We start from the raw sequence: 21,729 nt of genomic DNA, 5'->3' as shown, positions 1-21,729 counted from the left end.
CATACGAATAATTATACCATAAAAACTTTCACATGCAACCTGAAAAGAGAAAAAACTTATTGAAAATTATCAATATTTCCGGAAGATAATCGATTGGTATAGTAGATATTAACAAAAATAATAAAAGGCGAGAGGACAGCGCGAAAAAGAACATTTTTTAGGGGGTGGACATTTGACGTTTCTATTATTACAATTATAATAATCGACAGAAAAGAGGAATTGTATATGACACAGATAGATGCGTTAAAAACAGATGAAATACAGAATTATGAGATAGAACATCAGGAAGAAGTGCGCCGCCTCGCAGGCGAGTGTATGGTAATTTTGGAAAATGACGGAGTCCTTCCACTTCAGGCTGGTACAAAGAAGATTGCATTATTCGGAACAGGAGCAAGACATACGATCAAAGGTGGAACAGGATCCGGTGATGTAAATGTACGTGAAAACATTTCGATTGCACAAGGGCTTGAGCATGCAGGATTTAAATTTGTAACAGAAGGCTGGCTGGATCAGTATGACAGACTTTATGCGGATGCGCAGGAAGCGTATGCGAAAAAGTTAAATGAATTTACAGAGAAAACAGGAAAACCATCGATGCTATATGCCTTCGAGAACCCTTTTGAGGAACCGGAACAGCCGGAGATTACAGAAGCGGATGTAAAAGAAGCGGATGCGGCAATTTATGTAATTTCTAGAAATTCCGGAGAGGGAAAAGACCGCAGGGCAGAGAAGGGAGATTATTATCTCAGCGACAGAGAACTTCAGAATATCCGTTTTATGACAGAACACTATAAGAACTGTATTGTTCTTTTGAATGTAGGTGGAGTCATTGATCTGACTTCATTGAAGGCAATTGAAGGTGTACGGGCAATTATGCTTGTGGGACAGACAGGAAATATGGGAGGTTATGCAGTTGCTGATGTGCTGACTGCTAAGACGATTCCTTCAGGAAAGCTGACTGATACATGGGCAAGATCTTATGAGGATTATCCATCCTCTGCAACATTTAGCCACAGGGATGGAAATCTTGACGACGAATATTACAGTGATGGAATCTATGTGGGATATCGTTATTTTGATACGTTTGGTGTGATGCCTCTATATTGCTTTGGATATGGAAAAAGCTATACAGAATTTGAAATAAAAACAATGAATGTAACAGCAGATGAAAAGCAGGTACAGGTTGAAGTTGAGGTTACGAACATTGGTGACAAATATCCTGGAAAAGAAGTTGTTCAGGTTTATTATTCCGCACCGGATGGAATCATGGAGAAACCAACACAGGAACTTGCAGGATTTGCTAAGACTAAATTGCTTGCACCGGGAGAAAAAGATGTCGTGACGATCACATTTGCAACGACAGATATGGCATCTTTTGATGCATATGACGCAGCCTGGATTATGGAAGAGGGAGAATACACGATCCGCGTAGGAAACAGTTCACGTAATACGGAGGCTGTGGCAGTCATCGACCTTGATGAGCAGGTGACAACACTCCAACTGAAACGTCTGATGCGTGATACAATTGCAGTCAGAGAGCTTCACCATATGATTCCGATTTTCGATATTGAATTTGATTTCGGTGTTCCGGCGATTCCGTTTAGAATTATGCTTCAGGCAGAGAACTTTAAGAAAGAACTTGTAGAATATGAAGTGATGCGCAGGACACTTATGGATAAGAGGAAAGATGAAGTTCTGACGCTGGAAGATGTAAAAGCAGGCAACGCGACTCTGGATGAACTGACAGCGCAGCTTACCGTGGAAGAAATGGCAGAACTTTGTGTTGGAACAGAGAGAAAAAATGGCGACGGAAATGTAATTGGTTCAGCATCCTCCTGTGTGCCGGGTGCAGCAGGAGACACCACTTCCAGTTTACTTGAAACACGAAAAGTGCCGAATCTTATTCAGGCAGATGGACCGGCAGGGCTTCGTTTAGAGACACTTTGTACTGCCATTCCAATCGCAACAACACTGGCACAATCCTGGGATATGGATCTGATTCATAGAATGGGAGAGCTTGTCGGAGAAGAGATGAAGCAGTTACATGTAGATCTATGGCTCGCACCTGGCATGAATATTCATCGTAATCCGCTTTGTGGACGAAACTTCGAATACTATTCTGAGGATCCGGTATTGACAGGTCTTTGTGCTGCAACAGAGACGAAAGGTGTTCAGTCTCAAAAAGGAAAGGGAACAACAATCAAACATTTTGCAGGAAATAATCAGGAAGACAACCGTATGTTTACGAATGCACATATCAGCGAGCGTGCGCTGAGAGAAATCTATCTGAAAGGATTTGAGATTGCGGTAAAGACAGCTCAGCCATATGCGATCATGACTTCCTACAATCTGATCAACGGAGTTCATTCAGCAAACAACTATGACATGCTGCAGAATATTGCACGTGATGAGTGGGGATTTGAAGGTCTTGTGATGACAGACTGGTACACTTCACAGGATACAACAGAAATGGGAATGGTATCACCGTCCGGAAAATATAGTCATTCCAGCAGTGTACAGTGCATTAAAGCTGGAAATGACCTTCAGATGCCGGGATGTCAGCAGAATGTGGATGATATCGTAGAAGCAGTGAACGAAGGAAAAGAAATTACCAAAGCAGATTTACAACGCTGTGCGAAACATATTTTAAGTGTTGCACTTAAGACAATGTAAAACCACCTCGGTAATATGGAAGATGAGAGTCTTTTTCGTATTATTCAAAAATTAATAAACGATATCGTATAAGATCAAGCCTTTTGTGTCGCAGGATGCAGAAGGCTTTTCCTTTCCTTCGAGGATTGCATTGATACATTCAACAGGCCTTTTTCCTATACCAATATCCAAAAGTGTTCCCAGAATAAATGGAGCCATTTGATAGAGAAAATCATTGGCTGTCATACGAATATAAAGCGTAGACTCTTCTATGAAAAAAGTAATTGCTTTTATTTCTTTTTCAGTTCCTTTCTTTTTTCGAATCGAAGAGAAATGCTTAAAATCATGATTCCCAAGTAATGAGTGGACAGCGGTTTCCATAAGAAGAATATTTGGGAGTTCTGCTGTTTGTTCAGGTGACAGATTAAATAATGAATCTGATAACAGATCAGTTAATCGACTGCGATAGTTTTTGTGGAACAGGTCATAGATCGGTGATAAATCCATGGCATATTCATAAGTGATCTCGCGTGCATTTAAGTCTGCCCGAAAGCGTTCAGGTGTTGATACTGCGTCTAAAACGGCAATATCCTGTGGCAGATACTGGTTCAGAACAGTTTTGAATTCTGCAGGAGTCAGTTGGCTTTCTGTAAGAAAATTGACTGTGAGATTCCGGGCATGAACTCCCGGTTCTGTTCGGATCCCGGCAAATAAAGTAACAGGAGTTCCTGTTACTTTTTCTAATACATTTTCAATTTTATAAGATACTGTGCGATCATTGTGGCTTTTTTCCGGGCGTTTCCAACCAAGATAACGTGTACCGTCATATTGGAGTGTTAATTTAATATTCTGCATATATCGTTCTCCATTTATAAATAATGTCTGTTTCCAGACAAGTCATCATTTGTATTTTAACTGATGCAGATGGAAATGTATAGAGAAAAGAAGAGAAATAAGACTGCAAAGGCGAAGAGAGTGATTCTGATTTTATTTAAAATGTTTTCGAAATACATTTTTGGTCATTTCCATCATGCGGTCAATTTGATTTTGTTCTTCTTTGCTTTTACCTTCTTTTAATACTTCAAGAATTAATGAAACTTCATCCGGATTGAAACGAAGTCCCTGTCGGTTTGCATTTGTGATAAGAGCGAGCATGATCGGGGCAAGTTCATTTCCGGATTTTCCCTTCGTCTGTTTCGCAGCTGTCCTGATCAGTTCCAGCTTGAGTGGATCGATCGTTTTCATTGCAGGATGGTTCATCCAGTTTTCCATTGTTAAGATCTCCTTTCGGTGAGCTATTGTTTATAGTGTCTTCTGGCTCTTCATCAGAAGGCGGAGCAGATGAAAAGAATTGTGTAAACATATCTGCCATAGACATCATCTCTTTTATGTTCTTGAAAGTAGAAAAGAGCTGCTTTTCTTCTGATGTGAGATAAGGTGACAGATGGTCAAAAATAGAATCTATGTTGTCTTGAAAAAGACTTTCTATTCCTCGTCCAGAAGAAAAGTCACAGGCAGAAAGTGCATCATAACTGACAGGAGCCTGTTGGTGAAGAACATTTTGCAGTTCGATGAATTTAATGAAGACGGCAAGCATGCTCTGTGTAGCTGGCGGGAAAAGAGGAAGGAAAAGTTTCAGCATGCGAAGTCCGGAAGCAGTTGCTTCGTCAAAGGGGGTCATAGGCGTCGGTGTTTTCAAAAAAATAAACCCTCCTGACTTTCAGCTGAACTGATACATATATATGAAATGCAGAAAAAATATATTCCTGTTCATGAATATAGATGTGTGAAAAATCGGATCATGCGTATACTGAATTAAAGACCTTTTGTAATCAGGGGCATATCTTAATAATAAGAAGAGGAAAGGAAAACGAAAATGTCCAGAAAGTTAATTATTGATGGGAATGCAGTATATGAAATTGATGAGAAGTGTATGTTAAAGAAAAAGCTTGGAGAATTGAAAGAAAAGAAGATAACATCAGACGAGAAGAGAGCGGAACAGAGTGTTGTTACCGGAAAACCGAATCGTTTGAAAAGATAAGCCAGAAGGGGCATGCGGTTTTTCCGCATGCCCCATTTGAAGTGGAAGAAGGAACAGATATCAGCATCCGCCACAGTTGCAGCCATTACCGCAACCGCCGCATCCGAAGCCATTATTGCCCCATCCGCCGCAGCAGCAAAGAAGAAGGATGATCCACAGACAACTGTCATTGCCGCAGCCATTACCACATCCGCCACAACCATTACCACCCCAGCCACCGCAGCAGCAGAGGAGAAGGATGATCCAAAGGCAGGAGTTATTCAGTCCGCATCCATTTCCGTTTCCGCCACAGCCGCAGCTGTTTGCACATCCGTTGTCACAACCGCATCCGCAGTTTGTAGCTGTTAATTCACTCATTGTTAAATCCTCCGAAAGATTTTTTGATTTACAATGTTATAGTATGCGGAGAAAAAGAAAATGTGAGATGAGAAATTATTTGTAGTGATAAAGATGTGAAGTGGCAAAAATTATTCGAGCAGCCGGGAAAAATCTAAAATTCCCCAACCGGATTCAGTTCCCGGAATCTGCACACAGGAAGCGTGAAGTTTTAATTTAACTTCTGCATTGGTGAGAAACGGGTATTTTGAAAGAAGACAGGCAATTGCACCGGAAACAACAGGAGCAGCCATGGATGTTCCTGTTTTGGAAAGATAAGGCGGAGCATTTGGAAATTGAGAGTAAAAAGCATTGCAGCTTACAATTCCTGTGCCGGGGGCAAAAACATCAGGTTTGACAATGCAGTCATCTGTAGGACCGCGGCCGGAATAATTGAGAGGATGCCTTTGGGTGTGGATCAGAGGAAAAGTGTCGGGAACACCAACAGTGATAACTTTTGGGCTGCTTCCGGGAACTGTGACGGAACCGGGAGCAGGTCCGTAGTTGCCGGCAGAGACAACTACGACGAGCCCAAGATCCCAGAGGGATTCCACAGCATTCAATAAAAGAAGTTTTTGATGAATGGAAAGATCCGGTCGTGTACCTACGGAAATGTTAATGATCCGGATATGGAATTGCGTGTAGATATCACGGATCCATTGAATCCCGTTTATGACATTTTTGATAGATCCGTTTCCATTCTGATCTAATATTTTCCCAATAATAAGATTACAGAAGGGGGCAATTCCGGCATAAGCTCCGGAAGAGAGAAGTCCGCTTCCCGCAAGAATTCCGGCTACATGGGTTCCGTGTCCACTATTGTCGATGAGAGGGGAGAAATGAGAGAAAGAAAAAAGAACTTTTTCGGAAGAACCAGTGGTACTGGAAAAATCCCGAAAAGAAAGGATACGACCTTTAAAATCAGGATGAGGAGAAATTCCGGTATCAAGAATAGCAGCAGTGACATTTTGTCCGAGAAATTTGTGTTCTTGTGTGTCCGGACACCAGTAGTGAATGGATTGTTTTACCCATTTCATGAAGGAAAAGCCTTTGTTTTTTCTTTATTATATGCCTGATGCTAAATGAATGACAAAGATGTCTACGCTGAGATGATAAAACATCCGTTTGCCATGTGGTAAGCTCAAGAGCAAGCTCTTTCGCTTAAGGGCGTCCGCCTATGATAAAAAAGTTGCCGGCTCTCTTATATAAGCGAGCTTATAACGTGAGCCATCAACTTTTTTATCGCATGGCAAACTGTAAAGAAAAAACACTTGACACCACCTTGCGTTTCGTGTATGATAGCAGAGGTGAAGATAATGAATAAGTTTTTAGAGCAGGCATTATTGTTTGATTTCTACGGGGAATTGCTTACAGATCATCAGAAGGAGATTTATGAGCAGTTCGCGCTGGAAGATCTTTCGCTCAGTGAGATTGCTGAGATGAAGGGGATCAGCCGCCAGGGTGTACATGATCTTGTGAAGCGGTGTCAGAAGACACTGGAAGGATATGAGATGAAGCTTCATCTTGTAGAGAAGTTCCTTTCTGTGAAGGAGAAGGTTAGTAAGATTGATGATACACTTGCAGAGTGGGAACGCGAGAAGAATGACCCGGAAGAGATGGTGAAGCGGATCCGTAAGATTGCGGATGCGATCATAGAGGAGTTATAGAATGGCATTTGACAGCTTAAGTGAAAAACTTCAGAATGTATTTAAGAACCTGCGAAGCAAGGGAAGACTGACAGAGGATGATGTTAAGGCAGCTCTGAAGGAAGTTAAGATGGCGCTTCTTGAAGCGGATGTAACTTCAAGGTTGTTAAGGGCTTCATTAAGGATGTTCAGGAGAGGGCTGTTGGTCAGGATGTGATGAACGGACTGAATCCGGGACAGATGGTGATCAAGATCGTTAATGAAGAGCTGGTTAAGCTTATGGGATCTGAGACAACAGAGATCAAGCTTCAACCGGGCAGTGCGATCACAGTGATCATGATGGCAGGTCTTCAGGGAGCAGGTAAGACAACAACAACTGCAAAGCTTGCAGGAAAATTTAAGTTAAAAGGTAAGAAACCACTTCTGGTAGCATGTGATGTTTACCGTCCGGCTGCAATTAAGCAGTTGGAGATCAACGCAGAGAAGCAGGGCGTAGAGATGTTCTCCATGGGAGACAAGAACAAGCCGGCGGATATTGCGAAGGCAGCAGTTGAGCATGCAGCAAAGAATGGTAACAATATTGTGATCCTTGATACTGCAGGACGTCTTCATGTAGATGAAGATATGATGGCAGAGCTTCAGGAGATCAAGGAAGCTGTGGAAGTTCATCAGACGATCCTGGTTGTCGATGCGATGACCGGACAGGATGCGGTGAATGTAGCAAGTTCCTTTAACGATAAGATTGGAATCGACGGTGTGATCGTCACAAAGCTTGACGGTGATACACGAGGCGGTGCTGCATTGTCTATCAAGGCAGTGACAGGAAGACCGATCCTTTACGTCGGTATGGGAGAGAAGCTTTCTGATCTGGAGCAGTTTTATCCGGACAGAATGGCATCTCGAATTCTGGGAATGGGAGATGTCCTTTCCCTGATTGAGAAGGCAGGCGCTGAGCTTGATGAAGAGAAAGCCAAGAAGATGGCTGATAAGATGAAGAAAGCTCAGTTTGACTTTGAGGATTACCTTGACAGTATGGAACAGATGCGTAAGATGGGCGGTTTGTCCAGCATCATGGGAATGCTGCCTGGAATGGGTAATCTCGGAGGTAAGATGCCTGATTTTGATTCCGAAGAGAATGAGAAGAAGATGGCTCAGATGGAAGCAATCATCTACTCCATGACTTTGGAAGAGAGAAGAAACCCGGATCTGCTGAATCCATCCAGAAAGCACAGAATTGCCAAGGGTGCGGGTGTGGATATCGCAGATGTGAACCGTATGGTAAAACAGTTCAACGAATCCAGAAAGATGATGAAGAAACTTCCTGGAATGATGGGTGGCAAAGGTGGAAAAAGGGGCAAATTCAAGCTTCCCTTTTGACATATAAATGAAACAATAACAAAAAATTAAGAAAAATTATGAGGTGAAAAAAATGGCAGTAAAGATCAGATTAAAGAGAATGGGACAGAAGAAGGCTCCTTTTTACAGAATCGTAGTAGCAGATTCTAGATCTCCAAGAGACGGAAGATTCATCGAGGAAATCGGAACATACGATCCGAACCTTGAGCCAAGCGCAATCAAAGTAGACGAGGAAGCAGCTAAGAAATGGCTCAACAATGGTGCTCAGCCAACAGAAGTTGTTGGAAAGATCTTCAAAGCAGCAGGAATCGAGAAATAATCGAATCTGTATGAGTAATGTCTGTAGCTGAGTGATCAGCTGCAGATAAATAACGATGTCTCCGCGGAGGGCGAGTATCATGAAAGAATTAGTTGAAGTTATTGCAAAGGCACTGGTAGATCAGCCGGATGAAGTCTCAGTTACTGAGAAAAAGGAAGGCAAAACTACTGTACTGGAACTTCATGTAGCAGATGGCGACATGGGTAAAGTGATCGGTAAGCAGGGTCGTATTGCAAAAGCAATCCGTTCTGTTGTTAAGGCAGCAGCAACAAAGGAAGACAAGAAAGTCGTTGTCGATATTGTTTAAGAACAGTATCAGGACGAAAGAAAAAAGTAACAGAGTCATTGCTTGGTAAAGCAGGGCTTAAAAAAGGGACAGCCTTCATAAAGAAGAGACTGCCCCTTTCTTTTTACGTGAGCAACGAGTCAAAGTCCGTGCTTGCACGAGACCTTGGCGACTGCCGCGATAACTTGAGAAACTCGCGAAGTGTGTTTCTCATAGTTTCATAAGAAAGGAATCAGGAATGGAACAATTTCTTCAGGTGGGAGTGATTTCTTCCACACATGGTCTGCGTGGTGAAGTTAAGGTATTCCCGACAACGGATGATGCTGCGCGTTTTCAGACATTGAAAAATGTTGTCCTTGATACAGGAAGGAAAAAGTTGGATCTTGAGATTCAGTCTGTTCGTTTTTTCAAGCAATTTGTAATTGTGAAATTCAAGGGCATTGATAATATCAATGATATTGAGAAATATAAAGGAAAAAGTCTCTTTGTAACAAGAGAAAATGCTGTCGAACTGGAAGAGGACGAGTATTATATCGGTGATCTGATCGGTATGGAGGTCTATACAGATGACAGTGAGGAACGCTTTGGAGTACTCAAAGACGTGATGGAGACAGGAGCAAACGAAGTGTATATCATTACTTCTGAGAATCACGGAGAAGTGCTGCTTCCTGCAATTCACGAGTGTATTCTGGATATTGATGTAGAAGCGAAGAAGATGAAAGTGCATCTGATGGAGGGATTACTGTAATGAATTTCCATGTATTGACTTTATTTCCGGAGATGATCGAGCAAGGTGTGAATACAAGTATTACAGGCCGTGCAATCAACAATGGACTTCTTTCGATCAATGCAGTGAATATCCGTGATTATGCATTTAATAAGCATAACAGTGTGGATGATTATCCATATGGCGGCGGTGCAGGCATGTTGATGCAGGCAGAACCGGTGTATCTGGCTTATGAGGCTGTGAAAGAGCAGATCGACAAGAGAAAGCAGGAGAACATCAAGTCGGAAGAAGTCACGTCAACGGAACCAGCGGATTGTTCTGAAGTGCGCAACAGTGATTTGCAGGATGAAAATTCGAAGAAGCGTCCACTGCGTGTAGTCTATCTCTCTCCACAGGGAGATGTATTTAACCAGAAGATGGCAGAGGAGATGGCCCAGGAGGAAGACCTTGTGTTGCTTTGCGGTCATTATGAAGGAATCGACGAACGCGTTCTGGAAGAAATCGTGACAGATTATGTTTCCATCGGAGATTATGTACTGACTGGAGGCGAGCTTCCGGCAATGGTCATGATCGATACGATCTCAAGACTGGTTCCGGGAGTGCTTCACAATGATGTCTCAGCAGAATTTGAGTCATTTCAGGATAATCTTCTGGAGTATCCGCAGTATTCCAGACCGGAAGAGTGGAGAGGGAAGAAAGTTCCGTCCATCCTTCTGTCCGGACATCATGCGAATATTGAAAAATGGAGAAGAGAGCAGTCAATCCTTCGTACAATGGAGCGGCGCCCGGATCTTCTCAAGGAGAGCAATCTGACGGATAAAGAGAAGAAATGGATCCGCCAGGTGAAACGGGAACGCAAAGAAGCAGAAAAAATGAAATAGGGACTTGAAAAAAGCCCGGAAATGTGGTAAACTACAAAAGTTGTGAAAAGAAGCGCGATGGTCCTCTGGCACAAAAGTGAAGTGTTAAGAACGTCAAATATTAAGGAGGTCACACAAAATGAACGAAATCATTAGAAAAATCGAAGCAGAACAGTTAAAGGAGAACGCACCTGAATTTCATGTTGGTGATACAGTAAAAGTATATGCCAAGATCAAAGAGGGTAACCGCGAAAGAATCCAGGTTTTCGAAGGAACAGTCCTGAAAAGACAGGGTGGCGGAGCAAGAGAGACTTTCACAGTAAGAAAGACATCTAACGGAATCGGTGTTGAGAAGACATGGCCGGTACATTCTCCACATGTTGAGAGAGTAGAAGTTGTTCGCAGAGGTAAAGTAAGAAGAGCGAAACTGAACTACTTAAGACAGCGTGTTGGTAAAGCTGCTAAGGTAAAAGAATTAGTAAAATAGTAACTATGAGAGGGACAATTACAGAACTTGTATATTGTCCCTTTTCTTATAGCTTACGCGAGCAACGAGCCAAAGTCCGTGCTTGCACGAGACCTTGGTGACTGCCGCGATAATTTGAGAAACTCGCGGAGCGTGTTTCTTATAGTTGGGAAGGAAAATAAGGAACCTATGGGGCAGAATCTGAGTTTTCGAAAGAATAACAGAAGAAAGAAAAAGAAGAAGCCGCAGATGAAGAAGAAAAACCATCTGAAATTTACAAACCGAAGTAAGAAATTAAAGTTTGAAAAGAAGAATTATCATATAACAAAAAATTCTTTGATTCTCGCAGGAGAGATACTGTGTGTGTGCCTGGTGGCAGTACTTTTAATCGCATTTTTCGGGCATCGTGTAAGCAATGCGGGAGATGCCATGAGTCCGGCAATTGAGAATGGAGAGGTTGTTCTTGTAGATCGTCTGATCGTGGATATGAAGACACCTTCCAGAGGAACTGTGGTGGCATTTCGACCAGACGGAAACCGCGAAGTTCATCTTTTAATTAGAAGGATTGTCGGTCTTCCGGGAGAGACTATCCAGATCAAGGATGGAACTGTTTATATTAATGGAAAAGAGCAGAAGAAACATATTCATGTATCAGAGATAAAAGATGCGGGGATAGCTTCTGATGAGATAAAGCTTGGCAAAGACGAGTACTTTGTGCTCGGAGATAATGAAGAGTCAGGCGAAGACAGCAGATCTGAGACGGTCGGAGTGGTAAAGGCAGATGAGATCTATGGAAAGGTCTGGTTCAATGTAAGCTCCGGGGAACATTTCGGATTTGTAAAAAGATAAAATAGAATGAAAAAATAACAGGAGGAATGCAATGCATTTTCAGTGGTATCCTGGCCATATGACAAAGGCCAGAAGAATGATGCAGGAGAATATTAAGCTGATCGATCTGATTATTGAGCTGGTGGACGCAAGAGTGCCGCTCAGCAGTCGTAATCCGGACATTGATGAGCTTGGAAAGAATAAGGCGAGACTGATTCTTTTGAATAAGGCAGATCTTGCGGAAGACAGAAGAAATGATGAGTGGATGGAATATTTCAAGAAGCAGGGATATTCTGTCGTGAAAGTGAATTCTAAGAAAGGCGGCGGAATCAAGTCGATCCAGTCTGTGATCCAGGAAGCATGTAAGGAGAAGATGGAACGTGACAGAAAGCGTGGAATCCTGAACCGTCCGGTACGTGCCATGGTGGTAGGAATTCCGAACGTAGGAAAATCTACCTTTATCAATGCGCTGGCAGGAAAAGCCTGTGCAAAAACAGGAAATAAGCCTGGAGTGACAAAGGGAAAACAGTGGATCCGTCTGAATAAGAATGTAGAACTTTTGGATACACCGGGAATTCTCTGGCCGAAGTTTGAAGACCAGACAGTAGGTTTGCGTCTTGCGTTTATCGGTTCGATTAAAGACGAGATTCTTCAGACAGAAGAACTGGCAAGTGAGCTTGTGAAATTTTTAAATCAGTCATATCCGGGAGTTCTTGAAGAGAAGTACACGATAGAATCTTCAGAAGATAATTATGAAGTGTTAAGAAGAATTGCAGAAAGCAGACACTGTCTGGTCAGAGGAAGCGAATTAGATGTGGAAAAAGCAGCGGCAATTCTTTTGGATGATTTCCGTAATGGCCGCCTTGGAAGGCTTACACTGGAGCTTCCAGAGGAGAATTAATACGGTATGAAAGAAATTATAAAAGAACTGTCGGGATGGCTTCTGTATATTGTACTGATCATTGCTCTTACCTGGACCGTGGTTACCTTTGTGGGGCAGAGAACAGAAGTCAGTGGTTCTTCTATGGAAACTACGCTGTCAGATAAGGATCAGCTGATCGTTGACAAAATGACTTACCGATTCAGAGATCCGAAACGATATGACATCGTAGTATTTCCATATCAATATCAGGACAATACCTATTACATTAAGCGGATCATCGGGCTGCCGGGAGAGACAGTACAGATTTTATCCGGAATGGTTTATATTGATGGGATGCGTCTGGATGAACATTATGGGAATGAAATAATGGAGAATCCAGGCATTGCAGAAGAACCATTAACACTGGGTGAGGATGAATATTTTGTACTTGGAGATAATCGGAATAACAGCAGCGACAGCAGAGCATCCGATGTTGGTTTGATCCATAGAAAAGATCTGATCGGAAGGGCGTGGATTCGCGTGTGGCCATTGAGTCAAATTGGGGTGATACATCATGAGTAAAAGTATTAGCGAGATCAAGATAGAATTTGAACAGGCAGGAGAACAACAGTGGGAAGCACTTTGTCAGGAATACGAGACGGATTCTAGAACAGGTGTAAAAAATCTGACAGCAAGATATCGGAAGAAGCAGCAGGCACTTGTTCAGGAGAGAGAACGCCTCGAGGTAATGAAAACATTCGAGAGAAAATATGCGGATTATAGTTTTATCTGTGGGATTGACGAGGCAGGAAGAGGTCCTCTGGCAGGACCGGTAGTAGCCGGTGCAGTGATTCTCCCAAAGGATTGTGAGATTCTCTATCTGAATGATTCAAAAAAACTGTCTGCTGCAAAGAGAGAAGAGTTGTATGATGAGATTATGGAGAAAGCGGTTGCAGCGGCAGTAGGTATGGCAAGTCCGGCGAGAATCGATGAAATTAATATTCTACAGGCAACTTATGAGGCAATGCGTGAAGCAATTTCAAAGCTGGCAGTAGAACCAGGGATTCTTTTGAATGATGCTGTGACGATTCCGGAGATGATCATTCCGCAGGTTCCGATTATTAAAGGAGATGCGAAGAGTGTGTCTATTGCAGCGGCAAGTATTCTTGCAAAAGTGACAAGGGATCGGCTGATGGTAGAATATGATAAAGTGATGCCAGAGTATGGATTTGCAGGCCACAAAGGATATGGATCCAAAGAACATATTGAGGCAATCAAGAAATATGGACCGACACCGATACATAGAAAGACATTTATCAAGAAGTTTATTTAATGATATCAGGGTTGTATAAAAGAAAGAGCTGCCAATGGCAGCTCTTCTTAAATCCGAAAGTTCGACGGATTAGAAGAGGGGAATAAGGTAGATGAAGGATCCGAAAAAAGAAAAGAATAACCGCAAGACAGGTGGAAACTATGAGCAGGCAGCAGGTTTTTATCTGGAACAGCATGGCTATCAGATACTACAGTACAATTATCGCTGTCGCATAGGAGAGATTGATATTGTTGCAAAAGAGGGGGAGAATCTGGTATTCTGTGAAGTGAAGTACAGGACGGGTCCTGGCAAGGGGAGTCCGCTGGAAGCTGTAGATGCAAGAAAGCAGAGAAAGATATTTCAGGCAGCAATGTATTATCTGACGGAATATCATATTAGTGATGTCCCGTGCAGATTTGATGTGATCGGTATTGAAGGGACAAGGATCCAGCTGGTGAAGAATGCATTTTGCGGATAGAGAAGAAAGGACAGAATATGAGTTTAGGATTGATTTATAAGAACGCGGCACATATTTTTGATGAAGTAGAAAAGAAAACTCCTTATCTGGAATATCCATTGTTTCAGAAGACGGGCATTGTAACGAGTGCTTTTTCTACACGACTTGGAGGAGTCAGTGAGGGCTATTATTCTTCTTTAAATCTAAGCTTTGATCGTGGAGATGACCCGGCAAGGGTATTAGAGAATTTTAAAAGGATTGGAGCATCAATGGGCGTCGCTGTAGAAGATATGGTTCTGTCAAAGCAGACACATACAACGAATGTCCGTGTGGTTACAGAGGAAGATAAGGGAAAAGGTGTTATGCGGGAACGCAATTATACAGATGTGGATGGGATGATCACAAATGTTCCGGGAATCTGTCTTGTGACTTCCTATGCAGATTGTGTACCACTTTACTTTGTGGATCCGGTGAAAAAGGCAATCGGGCTGAGTCATTCCGGCTGGAGAGGAACTGTTGGTAAGATTGGAAAAAATACTGTTCAGCTGATGCAGGAGAATTTTGGATCCAAACCGGAAGATCTGCTTGCAGCAGTAGGACCATCAGTATGTATGGATTGCTATGAGGTCAGTGAGGATGTAATTGAGCAGTTTAAAGAAGCTTTTGAAAAGAAATACTGGGAGGATCTTTTCTATAAGAAAGAGAACGGAAAATATCAGTTGAATTTATGGAAGGCAAATGAACTGATCTTCCTGGAAAGTGGAATTCTGCCGGAGCATATGGCAATCACAAATGTTTGTACACATTGCAATAGTAAGATCCTATATTCTCACCGGACGATGGGGAACAACAGGGGAAATCTGTGCGCATTTCTTGCATTAAAATAAGGAGGTTAAAAGTATGTATCTGACAACAGTGAAAGAACTTGGAACAGTATTACTGACAAAGGGGACAGCCTTTGCACTGACCCAAACAGCAACGCAGACGAATAACAGTTCCGTCAATGATGTGCTTGATTCTGCACAGGAAGTAACAGCAAGCACAGCAGATGAAGTGAATCGCTTTGTACAATATTTTAATGATAATATTCCGAATCTGATTGCCTTTGGGTTGAAGGTGATTTTCGCGATAGTATTTTACCTGATCGGATCTAAGGTGATATCTGTTATACGTAAAGTGGTAGGCAAATCAATGGAGAGATCCAATGCGGATGTTGGAGTTCGTCAGTTTGTTGATTCTATGTTGAAATTTGGGTTATACGCACTTCTGATCTTTATGATCGCAACAAAATTTGGCGTGGAATCTTCTTCTGTAGCAGCGATCATCGCTTCCGCCGGTGTGGCAATTGGTCTGGCATTACAAGGGAGTCTGTCGAACTTTGCAGGAGGTATCTTGATTCTTCTTCTCAGACCATTTGCAGTTGGAGATTATATTATTGTGAATTCAGAGGGAATCGAAGGAACAGTAAAGGTAATTCAGATCTTCTATACAAAGATGACAACAATCGATAATAAGACGATTGTTGTGCCAAACAGTATTCTGACAAGTAACAGTCTGACAAATGTAACAGCAAGACCGGAACGTCAGCTGGACCTTAAAGTAGGAATTTCTTATGAATCTGATCTGAAGAAAGCAAAAGAGATCGTAGAGAATCTTCTACTGAAGGATGAAGATGTTATTCAGGATGAAGAGATTAAAGTGTTCGTATCAGAACTTGCAGACAGCAGTGTTGTGATCGGACTTAGAGCCTGGGTGAAGACAGAAGCTACTGGACAACGCGCTGGAGAATCCTTGAGGAGATTAAAATGTCTTTTGATGAGGAAGGCATTGACATCCCATATAATCAGTTGACAGTTCATATGGCAAATCATTAGTTATTATTTATTAGAATGATAAAAGTCTATAGAAGTTGATTAAAAAAGTGGTTGAAATTTATATCCAAACGCGATATAATAACAAAGGTCGTCAGAATTGACGACCATATGCCGAAATAGCTCAGTTGGTAGAGCACTTCACTCGTAATGAAGGGGTCGTCGGTTCGAGTCCGATTTTCGGCTGAAGAGTAAAGACCGTTGTTGATTTCAGTTGTATCTGGAATCAGCAGCGGTTTTTTATATATTAGGAAAGTTCTTTCCTAATATATAAAAAAACGCTCCGCTTAGGATGCGCACTTATAACAAACTTAGAACGGATACGAAAAAGCATCTTGACGAAGGAAATAAAAATGGATACAATATTGTTACGAGTTTATAAAAAAAGATGAAAAATTTTCTCTAATAAAGTAGAAAGAAATAAAATTAATTCTTTTAAAACAAGATTTTCTCTAATAAAGTAGAAAGAAATAAAATTAATTCTTTTAAAACAAGATTAGACAGAAGTAGAGAAATAGAAAAATACAGAGGGTGAAAATATGGCATCAGTACAGACAAAAGATTACATTGTACAGTTAATTAAAGAGGAGATTCTTTCAGGAGTTATGAAACCGGGGGAAGAGCTGGCGCAGGAAGCACTTGCAGAGCGTCTTGGTGTTTCAAGAATGCCGATCCGTGAGGCATTACAGAATCTTGTTCAGGAGGGATTTGCGGTACGTCTTCCAAACCGTCATATCCAGGCAGTAGTTTTGAGTGCACAGCAGATTCATGATGTATTTCATGTGATTGCAGCAATGGCAGCAGAAAATACGATCTTAGTTGCAAAGAAAGAGCAGATGCTTCGAAGGAAAAATGTGGAACAAACGAGTCAGACAGAATTCGAAGAAGATGGACAGAGCAAGCTTTTCCTTGAGCAAGAGATTGAGAAAACTCCAAGCGAGCAGCTTTTTCAGATACTTTCCGGCATGGAGAATGCATTGAGACCAGAGAAGAAGGCAGAGTGGGAGATGGTTTATCAGGAGAGACTCATCAGTTTGTTTGAGAATCCATATCTGTCACAGCTTCAGGGGAAGACGATGGATGGTTATGTAGCTTATGCAATTGAGAAGATGGGAGATAAGCAGCAGAAGTTAGAGCAGCTTCGCCGTATCACAGAAGGTATTGCAGAGAATAGTGAGCAGAAGATCCGAATGGGACTTCGAGAATACTATCTTTCTTATGCTGATGCTTTTGTAGAAAGATGGGAGAAGAAGGCAGAAGAAACAGAAAAATAGGTTGAATTGTTATAGGGGTGATTACATACATATGTAGGTTGTAATCACCCCTTTTTCTATAAACAAAGTTTTATCTAGATTTGTTAGTGAGCGATTGCTATAGTAGCAAAGGCACCTCATGTTCGTCATTTTGTACAAGCTGTGTTAAAAAAACACTGGATTATATCGCAAATATGATGATAAAATATAAATCAGATGATGGGTTAGAAAATTGGAAAGGGAGGACGATGGAAAAAGCACGACAAGTAAAAAGAGTCCTGCTGCAGGCAATTAAGATCGCGGTGGGCAGCAGTGTAGCAATTTATCTAGCGCATATACTGGGATTGGAGTATGAGGCATCTGCCGGAAGTATCACACTGCTTACGTTAGTAACAACAAAATGGGAGACGGTGAAATTATCTTTTTATCGTATGGCGACATTTGTTTTGGCGGTAGTTCTGGCGGCGTTGACATTTGGACATATGACGAGTTCCTGGTTGGCGTATGGAATCTATGTATTTCTGATCGTTGCGGTCAGTCATAGTCTTGGATGGTCGGCAACAATTTCGGTAAATGCCGTTATCGGCACACATTTTCTTATGACAAGAGATTTTAGTCCGGAGTTTATTCGCAATGAGCTGTTTTTAGTAATGATTGGAATCACAATCGCGATTGTACTGAATTTGTTCTATGATTATGAAGGACAGAGGCAGGATCTGATTCGTTATATGAGGGAGACAGAGAATCAGCTACAGATTCTTTTGTGTGAACTTGCAGCGTATCTTCATAATAAAGATATGGAGATCAATGTCTGGGATCGGATCATCGCCTTTGAGGGGAGAATGCATGAATTTATCAAGGCAGCGTATGATTACCAGGATAATACATTTCATTCGCATCCGGGATACTATATAGATTACTTTGAAATGCGTCTGGCGCAGCTGCAGGTACTTCATAACCTGCATTATGAGATCAAGAAGATCCGTAAGATGCCGAAGCAGGCACTTGTGATCGCAGATTATATCATGTATATGGCAGATTATGTTGTTGAGATGAATATTCCAGATCAGCAGATCGAGAAGTTGGAAGAGATTTCGGAGCAAATGAAGCAAGAAGAACTTCCAAAGACGCGCGAAGAGTTCGAAGGACGAGCACTTCTGTATCATATTTTGATGGATCTAGAGGAATTTCTTGTATATAAGAAGCGATTTGTGAATGGATTGGATGAGAAGAAGCTTCGTATCTACTGGAAACAGGAGATGGAGCAAAAAGATAGTGCAAACGAGTTGCAGAAATGATGGAAAGAAACGGATTAAAGTCAGAAGAAACAAAAACAAAGCATTTTCTGATTTTAATCCGTTTTTATTAATTATAATATGTTACTGAAAGAATCAGATTTTTCCCGGGAATAATGTGCCGGCTCTTCCGCCTTTTACAATATCATAAAGGACTTCCGGACGCTTTCCGTTTGTAACAATTGTGTTTGTTCCCTGGGAAGTGGCAAGGGATGCGGCCTGAAGTTTTGTACGCATTCCGCCTGTTCCACGTCGGGAACCTGCGCCACCGGCTAAAGCATAGACGCTGTCATCAATTGTATCAATCTGATCGATTAGCTGTGCATTTGGATACAATCTTGGATCGTGGTCATAAAATCCATCAATGTCGGAGAAAATGACCAGATGCTTTGCGCGGCAGAGTACTGCAACGACAGCTGAGAGCATGTCGTTATCACCGAAGAGACGATCCTCGGATTCGATTTCTTTATAGCTTACGGAGTCATTTTCGTTTACAATCGGGATTACACCCATCTCGAGAAGCGCATTGAATGTATTGATCAGATTTTCCTTTTTTTCTTCTTCTTCAATATCATCTGCATTGAGCAGGATCTGGGCAACTGTCTTGTCATAGTCACCGAAGAACTTGTCATACAGATACATCAGACTACACTGTCCAACTGCAGCAGCAGCCTGTTTCATACGCATACTGTCTGGTTTAGCAGTCATGTTCAGTTTATTTCTTCCGACTGCGATCGCTCCGGAGGAAACGAGTACAACTTCATATCCCATGTTCTGGATATCAGAAAGTACACAGGCAAGACGGTCTGTTGTACGAAGATCGCTCTTTCCGGCGTCATTGGTAAGTGTAGATGTTCCAACTTTTACTACGATTCGATTATTATAAAGTCCCATAATACATAACTCCTTGCTGAATATCTTTTAAAATAATTTCCGGATGTCAGTTAACAACCAGCCTTGTCTTCTCGACTGTTTTATAGTATCATACAGTTATCAATTACAAAAGCGAATGTTTCTCATAGATTACATGACAAAATCAAATATAAAGTAAGTGAAGAGATTTTTCGTAGCGAAAACAGATGGGAAAATGTAAAGCGAAAGGAGTGTTAAATTCATGGATGGAAGTATTCAGAAATACATGGCATTTGTTAAGACAGTAGAGTGTGGAAGTTTTACAAAGGCAGCGGAACAGTTGAGTTATTCCCAGTCCGGGATCAGCCGAATGATCAATGATCTGGAAAAGGAATGGAAGGTAGTTCTGCTTGAACGAAGCAAGTCAGGAGTAAAGCTTACAAGCAGCGGGATGAAGTTACTTCCTTATGCGGAACGGGTCTGCAGAGAATACGAGAAACTTCAATTGGAAGTTGATGAGCTTCAAGGGTTAAAGTCAGGATTGATCCGTATCGGTACATTTTCCAGCGTAGCAACACATTGGCTGCCGAATATTATCAAGGAATTCCAAAAGAATTACCCGAACATTGATTACGAGATGCTTTTGGGAGATTATACGGATATTGAAGAATGGATCATGGAAGGGCGAATTGACTGTGGATTCACAAGATTGCCGGTAAGGGATGAGGTGGATACAATTTTCCTGGAGCAGGACAGGCTGCTTGTCGTGCTTCCGGAAGGACATCCGCTGACAGAACTTAAGAAGATTCCGGTCAGTGCGCTTTGTGAGGAACCGTTTATGCTATTGGAGAAAGGTGCTAAGGCAGAAGTTTCTGAGATCTTTGAAAGAAGTAATTTAAAGCCGAAAGTACATTTCACAACATGGGATGACTACGCGATCATGGCGATGGTTGAGAGCGGGCTTGGAATCAGTGTTTTGCCGGAACTGATCTTGAAACGGATTCCGTATCGAATTGTTACACGAGAACTGGAAATCCCGGCGTATCGTAATATAGGACTTGCCATGCGTAACAGAAAAGGTGCAACTCCGGCGGTGAAGCGGTTCCTAGAGTATCTGCAGTATAGATAATAAGAAATGTGAAACTTTTATGAAGTGGCATGTTCTGAATGATAATTTGCTTGATAGAAGGAAATATATGAGAGTATAATGTTACTATTATGATAAAAAGGGCTTATTCTATGACCGACATTATAAGAGTCATCAGCAATCAGAGAAGAGCACAAAGATTGAAAGAAGGAGAAAAAGATGTCGATTAAACATATTTTATTTGACTTAGACGGAACACTTTTACCGATGGTACAGGACGAATTTGTCCGTTTTTATATGCCGCTTCTTGCAAAGGCATATTTGAAGAAAGGCGTGGAAATGGATCCAAAAGGATTCATTGGTGCAGTATGGAAAGGCTATGAGGCGATGGTGAAAAACGATGGTTCCAAAACAAACCGAGAGGCATTCTGGAGTTATATTGATGAATTCCTGCCGCTTTCTGTGGAAGAATCAGAGGCAATCGCAGATGCATTTTATGAGGATGAATTCAATCAGGCCAAGTGCACGACACAGCCGACACCACTTTCAGATATGGTTATAAAAGAGGCGAAGAAGAAAGGCATTGAAGTTTATCTTGCAACGAACCCGATCTTTCCAAGATGTGCAACAATGAATCGTATCGACTGGGCGGGACTGGATCCGGAAGATTTTAAGATTATTACAACATATGAAGATCATGTATATTGTAAGCCAAATCCGGAATATTTCCGTCAAATTCTGGAACAGTTTGAGCTTGATCCGTCAGAGTGTCTGATGGTTGGAAATGACGTGGAGGAAGATCTTGCGATCCGTGCGCTTGGAGTTCCTGTATTTCTTATCACAGATACGATGGAGAATAAGAAAAACCTTCCGATCGACTCCGAATATCAGGGCTCGATGGAAGAGTTGCTGGAATTTGTAAAAGAACTGCCGGAAGTGTAGAAGTTGCAGCGCCGGTTTATTCCGAACGATTAAAGAAATGTCTGCAGGATCTTTTTGATTTGATGTTAAGTGATAACAAAAAAGCGCGAAAGTAGGATGCAAAAGGAACCTATTCTGTGGTAGAATGTAAGGGACAGCCAATTAACTCACAGGAACTTCTTTACCAGGAAGCCTATGCGAAAGCAGCAGTGAACAGTAGTAATCAATCAGTTGGAGGCGGCTGTACAACAGACAGAAAATAA

25 protein-coding genes, 1 tRNA gene and 1 pseudogene are annotated in these 21,729 nt (G+C 41.8%); 22 read left to right on the top strand and 5 right to left on the bottom strand.

Features of this window, described 5'->3' with window-relative positions; translation table 11 throughout:
• The first annotated feature begins 225 nt into the window (after positions 1 to 225).
• Positions 226 to 2,673, top strand: a complete 2,448-nt coding sequence (locus tag DXB52_RS06035) for a glycoside hydrolase family 3 protein (protein ID WP_118106748.1) — start codon at positions 226 to 228, stop codon at positions 2,671 to 2,673.
• A gap of 51 nt (positions 2,674 to 2,724) precedes the next feature.
• On the opposite strand, the gene DXB52_RS06030 is transcribed toward DXB52_RS06035, so the two are convergent.
• Together DXB52_RS06030 and DXB52_RS06025 are read right to left on the bottom strand one after the other, a co-directional pair.
• Positions 2,725 to 3,507, bottom strand: coding sequence for a tRNA pseudouridine synthase A (locus DXB52_RS06030; protein WP_117835952.1), 783 nt, complete (start codon positions 3,505 to 3,507; stop codon positions 2,725 to 2,727).
• Positions 3,508 to 3,639: 132 nt separating this feature from the next.
• Complete coding sequence (locus DXB52_RS06025; protein ID WP_118106747.1) at positions 3,640 to 3,924, bottom strand: hypothetical protein; 285 nt, start codon at positions 3,922 to 3,924, stop codon at positions 3,640 to 3,642.
• Positions 3,925 to 4,528: 604 nt separating this feature from the next.
• Here DXB52_RS06025 and DXB52_RS16140 point away from each other — a divergent pair.
• A complete protein-coding gene (locus DXB52_RS16140; RefSeq protein ID WP_020436864.1) occupies positions 4,529 to 4,693 on the top strand; it encodes a hypothetical protein in 165 nt (54 codons plus the stop codon).
• A 60-nt stretch (positions 4,694 to 4,753) separates the two neighbouring features.
• Here the strand turns inward: DXB52_RS16140 and DXB52_RS06020 are convergent, their stop codons facing one another.
• Together DXB52_RS06020 and DXB52_RS06015 are read right to left on the bottom strand one after the other, a co-directional pair.
• A complete protein-coding gene (locus DXB52_RS06020) occupies positions 4,754 to 5,050 on the bottom strand; it encodes a hypothetical protein (protein WP_015529512.1) in 297 nt (98 codons plus the stop codon).
• Positions 5,051 to 5,160: 110 nt separating this feature from the next.
• A complete protein-coding gene (locus DXB52_RS06015) occupies positions 5,161 to 6,105 on the bottom strand; it encodes a S8 family peptidase (RefSeq protein ID WP_118106746.1) in 945 nt (314 codons plus the stop codon).
• A 279-nt stretch (positions 6,106 to 6,384) separates the two neighbouring features.
• Here DXB52_RS06015 and ylxM point away from each other — a divergent pair, with 279 nt between their 5' ends.
• The 17 genes and pseudogenes from ylxM to DXB52_RS05930 all read left to right on the top strand — a co-directional run bounded on the left by ylxM (position 6,385) and on the right by DXB52_RS05930 (position 18,609).
• Positions 6,385 to 6,735 carry a YlxM family DNA-binding protein gene (ylxM, locus tag DXB52_RS06010; RefSeq protein ID WP_015529516.1) on the top strand — a complete coding sequence of 117 codons (351 nt, stop codon included), beginning with the start codon at positions 6,385 to 6,387 and terminating at the stop codon, positions 6,733 to 6,735.
• Between the two features lies 1 nt (position 6,736).
• Positions 6,737 to 8,091: pseudogene (ffh, locus tag DXB52_RS06005) on the top strand (signal recognition particle protein).
• A gap of 52 nt (positions 8,092 to 8,143) precedes the next feature.
• Positions 8,144 to 8,389, top strand: coding sequence for a 30S ribosomal protein S16 (gene rpsP / locus DXB52_RS06000; RefSeq protein WP_015529518.1), 246 nt, complete (start codon positions 8,144 to 8,146; stop codon positions 8,387 to 8,389).
• 79 nt (positions 8,390 to 8,468) lie between these two features.
• On the top strand, positions 8,469 to 8,696 hold the full coding sequence (locus DXB52_RS05995; protein ID WP_118106745.1) for a KH domain-containing protein: 228 nt from the start codon (positions 8,469 to 8,471) through the stop codon (positions 8,694 to 8,696).
• A gap of 217 nt (positions 8,697 to 8,913) precedes the next feature.
• Complete coding sequence (gene rimM / locus DXB52_RS05990; protein WP_118106744.1) at positions 8,914 to 9,423, top strand: ribosome maturation factor RimM; 510 nt, start codon at positions 8,914 to 8,916, stop codon at positions 9,421 to 9,423.
• Entirely contained in the window at positions 9,423 to 10,283 is an 861-nt protein-coding gene (trmD, locus tag DXB52_RS05985; protein ID WP_118106743.1) for a tRNA (guanosine(37)-N1)-methyltransferase TrmD, read from the top strand. The genes rimM and trmD overlap by 1 nt, the downstream gene beginning before the upstream one ends.
• A 118-nt stretch (positions 10,284 to 10,401) precedes the next feature.
• The gene (gene rplS, locus DXB52_RS05980) at positions 10,402 to 10,749 is read left to right on the top strand and encodes a 50S ribosomal protein L19 (RefSeq protein WP_020436870.1); all 348 of its coding nucleotides are present in this window, start codon (positions 10,402 to 10,404) and stop codon (positions 10,747 to 10,749) included.
• Positions 10,750 to 10,977: 228 nt separating this feature from the next.
• Positions 10,978 to 11,577, top strand: a complete 600-nt coding sequence (gene lepB, locus DXB52_RS05975) for a signal peptidase I (protein WP_419029243.1) — start codon at positions 10,978 to 10,980, stop codon at positions 11,575 to 11,577.
• Between the two features lie 31 nt (positions 11,578 to 11,608).
• Positions 11,609 to 12,457 (top strand): ribosome biogenesis GTPase YlqF, encoded by an 849-nt coding sequence (ylqF, locus tag DXB52_RS05970; protein ID WP_020436872.1) that lies wholly within the window; start codon positions 11,609 to 11,611, stop codon positions 12,455 to 12,457.
• Between the two features lie 6 nt (positions 12,458 to 12,463).
• Complete coding sequence (gene lepB, locus DXB52_RS05965; RefSeq protein WP_015529525.1) at positions 12,464 to 13,000, top strand: signal peptidase I; 537 nt, start codon at positions 12,464 to 12,466, stop codon at positions 12,998 to 13,000.
• On the top strand, positions 12,993 to 13,751 hold the full coding sequence (locus tag DXB52_RS05960; protein ID WP_015529526.1) for a ribonuclease HII: 759 nt from the start codon (positions 12,993 to 12,995) through the stop codon (positions 13,749 to 13,751). The genes lepB (DXB52_RS05965) and DXB52_RS05960 overlap by 8 nt, the downstream gene beginning before the upstream one ends.
• Before the next feature lie 91 nt (positions 13,752 to 13,842).
• Positions 13,843 to 14,208 carry a YraN family protein gene (locus tag DXB52_RS05955; RefSeq protein WP_015529527.1) on the top strand — a complete coding sequence of 122 codons (366 nt, stop codon included), beginning with the start codon at positions 13,843 to 13,845 and terminating at the stop codon, positions 14,206 to 14,208.
• A gap of 17 nt (positions 14,209 to 14,225) precedes the next feature.
• Positions 14,226 to 15,074, top strand: a complete 849-nt coding sequence (gene pgeF, locus DXB52_RS05950) for a peptidoglycan editing factor PgeF (protein WP_118106751.1) — start codon at positions 14,226 to 14,228, stop codon at positions 15,072 to 15,074.
• Positions 15,075 to 15,087: 13 nt separating this feature from the next.
• Positions 15,088 to 16,038, top strand: coding sequence for a mechanosensitive ion channel family protein (locus DXB52_RS05945; protein WP_472519981.1), 951 nt, complete (start codon positions 15,088 to 15,090; stop codon positions 16,036 to 16,038).
• 133 nt (positions 16,039 to 16,171) lie between these two features.
• Positions 16,172 to 16,244: transfer RNA gene (locus tag DXB52_RS05940), tRNA-Thr, on the top strand.
• 353 nt (positions 16,245 to 16,597) lie between these two features.
• On the top strand, positions 16,598 to 17,332 hold the full coding sequence (locus tag DXB52_RS05935) for a GntR family transcriptional regulator (protein ID WP_118106742.1): 735 nt from the start codon (positions 16,598 to 16,600) through the stop codon (positions 17,330 to 17,332).
• A 173-nt stretch (positions 17,333 to 17,505) separates the two neighbouring features.
• Positions 17,506 to 18,609: an aromatic acid exporter family protein gene (locus DXB52_RS05930; RefSeq protein ID WP_472519980.1), complete on the top strand. Its 1,104-nt coding sequence runs from the start codon at positions 17,506 to 17,508 to the stop codon at positions 18,607 to 18,609.
• A gap of 93 nt (positions 18,610 to 18,702) precedes the next feature.
• On the opposite strand, the gene proB is transcribed toward DXB52_RS05930, so the two are convergent.
• Positions 18,703 to 19,500 carry a glutamate 5-kinase gene (proB, locus tag DXB52_RS05925; RefSeq protein WP_015529532.1) on the bottom strand — a complete coding sequence of 266 codons (798 nt, stop codon included), beginning with the start codon at positions 19,498 to 19,500 and terminating at the stop codon, positions 18,703 to 18,705.
• A gap of 220 nt (positions 19,501 to 19,720) precedes the next feature.
• On the opposite strand from proB, the gene DXB52_RS05920 reads away from it, so the two are divergent.
• The 3 genes from DXB52_RS05920 to DXB52_RS16775 all read left to right on the top strand — a co-directional run bounded on the left by DXB52_RS05920 (position 19,721) and on the right by DXB52_RS16775 (position 21,729).
• Positions 19,721 to 20,587, top strand: a complete 867-nt coding sequence (locus tag DXB52_RS05920; RefSeq protein ID WP_118106741.1) for a LysR family transcriptional regulator — start codon at positions 19,721 to 19,723, stop codon at positions 20,585 to 20,587.
• Positions 20,588 to 20,764: 177 nt separating this feature from the next.
• Positions 20,765 to 21,487, top strand: coding sequence for an HAD family hydrolase (locus DXB52_RS05915; RefSeq protein ID WP_118106740.1), 723 nt, complete (start codon positions 20,765 to 20,767; stop codon positions 21,485 to 21,487).
• Between the two features lie 116 nt (positions 21,488 to 21,603).
• Positions 21,604 to 21,729: a hypothetical protein gene (locus DXB52_RS16775; protein WP_264466047.1), complete on the top strand. Its 126-nt coding sequence runs from the start codon at positions 21,604 to 21,606 to the stop codon at positions 21,727 to 21,729.

It is taken from the genome of Ruminococcus sp. OM04-4AA, assembly GCF_003462585.1.
Classification (GTDB): Bacteria; Bacillota; Clostridia; order Lachnospirales; family Lachnospiraceae; genus Mediterraneibacter; species Mediterraneibacter faecis.
Note: the sequence above shows the minus strand (reverse complement) of the source record. Positions and strands in the feature narration are given on the sequence as shown.

Coding starts and splice junctions, on each gene's coding strand:
- DXB52_RS06035 (WP_118106748.1), top strand. CDS start 226: ATGACACAGATAGATGCGTTAAAAACAGATGAAATACAGAATTATGAG.
- DXB52_RS06030 (WP_117835952.1), bottom strand. CDS start 3,507: ATGCAGAATATTAAATTAACACTCCAATATGACGGTACACGTTATCTT.
- DXB52_RS06025 (WP_118106747.1), bottom strand. CDS start 3,924: ATGGAAAACTGGATGAACCATCCTGCAATGAAAACGATCGATCCACTC.
- DXB52_RS16140 (WP_020436864.1), top strand. CDS start 4,529: ATGTCCAGAAAGTTAATTATTGATGGGAATGCAGTATATGAAATTGAT.
- DXB52_RS06020 (WP_015529512.1), bottom strand. CDS start 5,050: ATGAGTGAATTAACAGCTACAAACTGCGGATGCGGTTGTGACAACGGA.
- DXB52_RS06015 (WP_118106746.1), bottom strand. CDS start 6,105: ATGAAATGGGTAAAACAATCCATTCACTACTGGTGTCCGGACACACAA.
- ylxM (WP_015529516.1), top strand. CDS start 6,385: ATGAATAAGTTTTTAGAGCAGGCATTATTGTTTGATTTCTACGGGGAA.
- rpsP (WP_015529518.1), top strand. CDS start 8,144: ATGGCAGTAAAGATCAGATTAAAGAGAATGGGACAGAAGAAGGCTCCT.
- DXB52_RS05995 (WP_118106745.1), top strand. CDS start 8,469: ATGAAAGAATTAGTTGAAGTTATTGCAAAGGCACTGGTAGATCAGCCG.
- rimM (WP_118106744.1), top strand. CDS start 8,914: ATGGAACAATTTCTTCAGGTGGGAGTGATTTCTTCCACACATGGTCTG.
- trmD (WP_118106743.1), top strand. CDS start 9,423: ATGAATTTCCATGTATTGACTTTATTTCCGGAGATGATCGAGCAAGGT.
- rplS (WP_020436870.1), top strand. CDS start 10,402: ATGAACGAAATCATTAGAAAAATCGAAGCAGAACAGTTAAAGGAGAAC.
- lepB (WP_419029243.1), top strand. CDS start 10,978: ATGAAGAAGAAAAACCATCTGAAATTTACAAACCGAAGTAAGAAATTA.
- ylqF (WP_020436872.1), top strand. CDS start 11,609: ATGCATTTTCAGTGGTATCCTGGCCATATGACAAAGGCCAGAAGAATG.
- lepB (WP_015529525.1), top strand. CDS start 12,464: ATGAAAGAAATTATAAAAGAACTGTCGGGATGGCTTCTGTATATTGTA.
- DXB52_RS05960 (WP_015529526.1), top strand. CDS start 12,993: ATGAGTAAAAGTATTAGCGAGATCAAGATAGAATTTGAACAGGCAGGA.
- DXB52_RS05955 (WP_015529527.1), top strand. CDS start 13,843: ATGAAGGATCCGAAAAAAGAAAAGAATAACCGCAAGACAGGTGGAAAC.
- pgeF (WP_118106751.1), top strand. CDS start 14,226: ATGAGTTTAGGATTGATTTATAAGAACGCGGCACATATTTTTGATGAA.
- DXB52_RS05945 (WP_472519981.1), top strand. CDS start 15,088: ATGTATCTGACAACAGTGAAAGAACTTGGAACAGTATTACTGACAAAG.
- DXB52_RS05935 (WP_118106742.1), top strand. CDS start 16,598: ATGGCATCAGTACAGACAAAAGATTACATTGTACAGTTAATTAAAGAG.
- DXB52_RS05930 (WP_472519980.1), top strand. CDS start 17,506: ATGATGATAAAATATAAATCAGATGATGGGTTAGAAAATTGGAAAGGG.
- proB (WP_015529532.1), bottom strand. CDS start 19,500: ATGGGACTTTATAATAATCGAATCGTAGTAAAAGTTGGAACATCTACA.
- DXB52_RS05920 (WP_118106741.1), top strand. CDS start 19,721: ATGGATGGAAGTATTCAGAAATACATGGCATTTGTTAAGACAGTAGAG.
- DXB52_RS05915 (WP_118106740.1), top strand. CDS start 20,765: ATGTCGATTAAACATATTTTATTTGACTTAGACGGAACACTTTTACCG.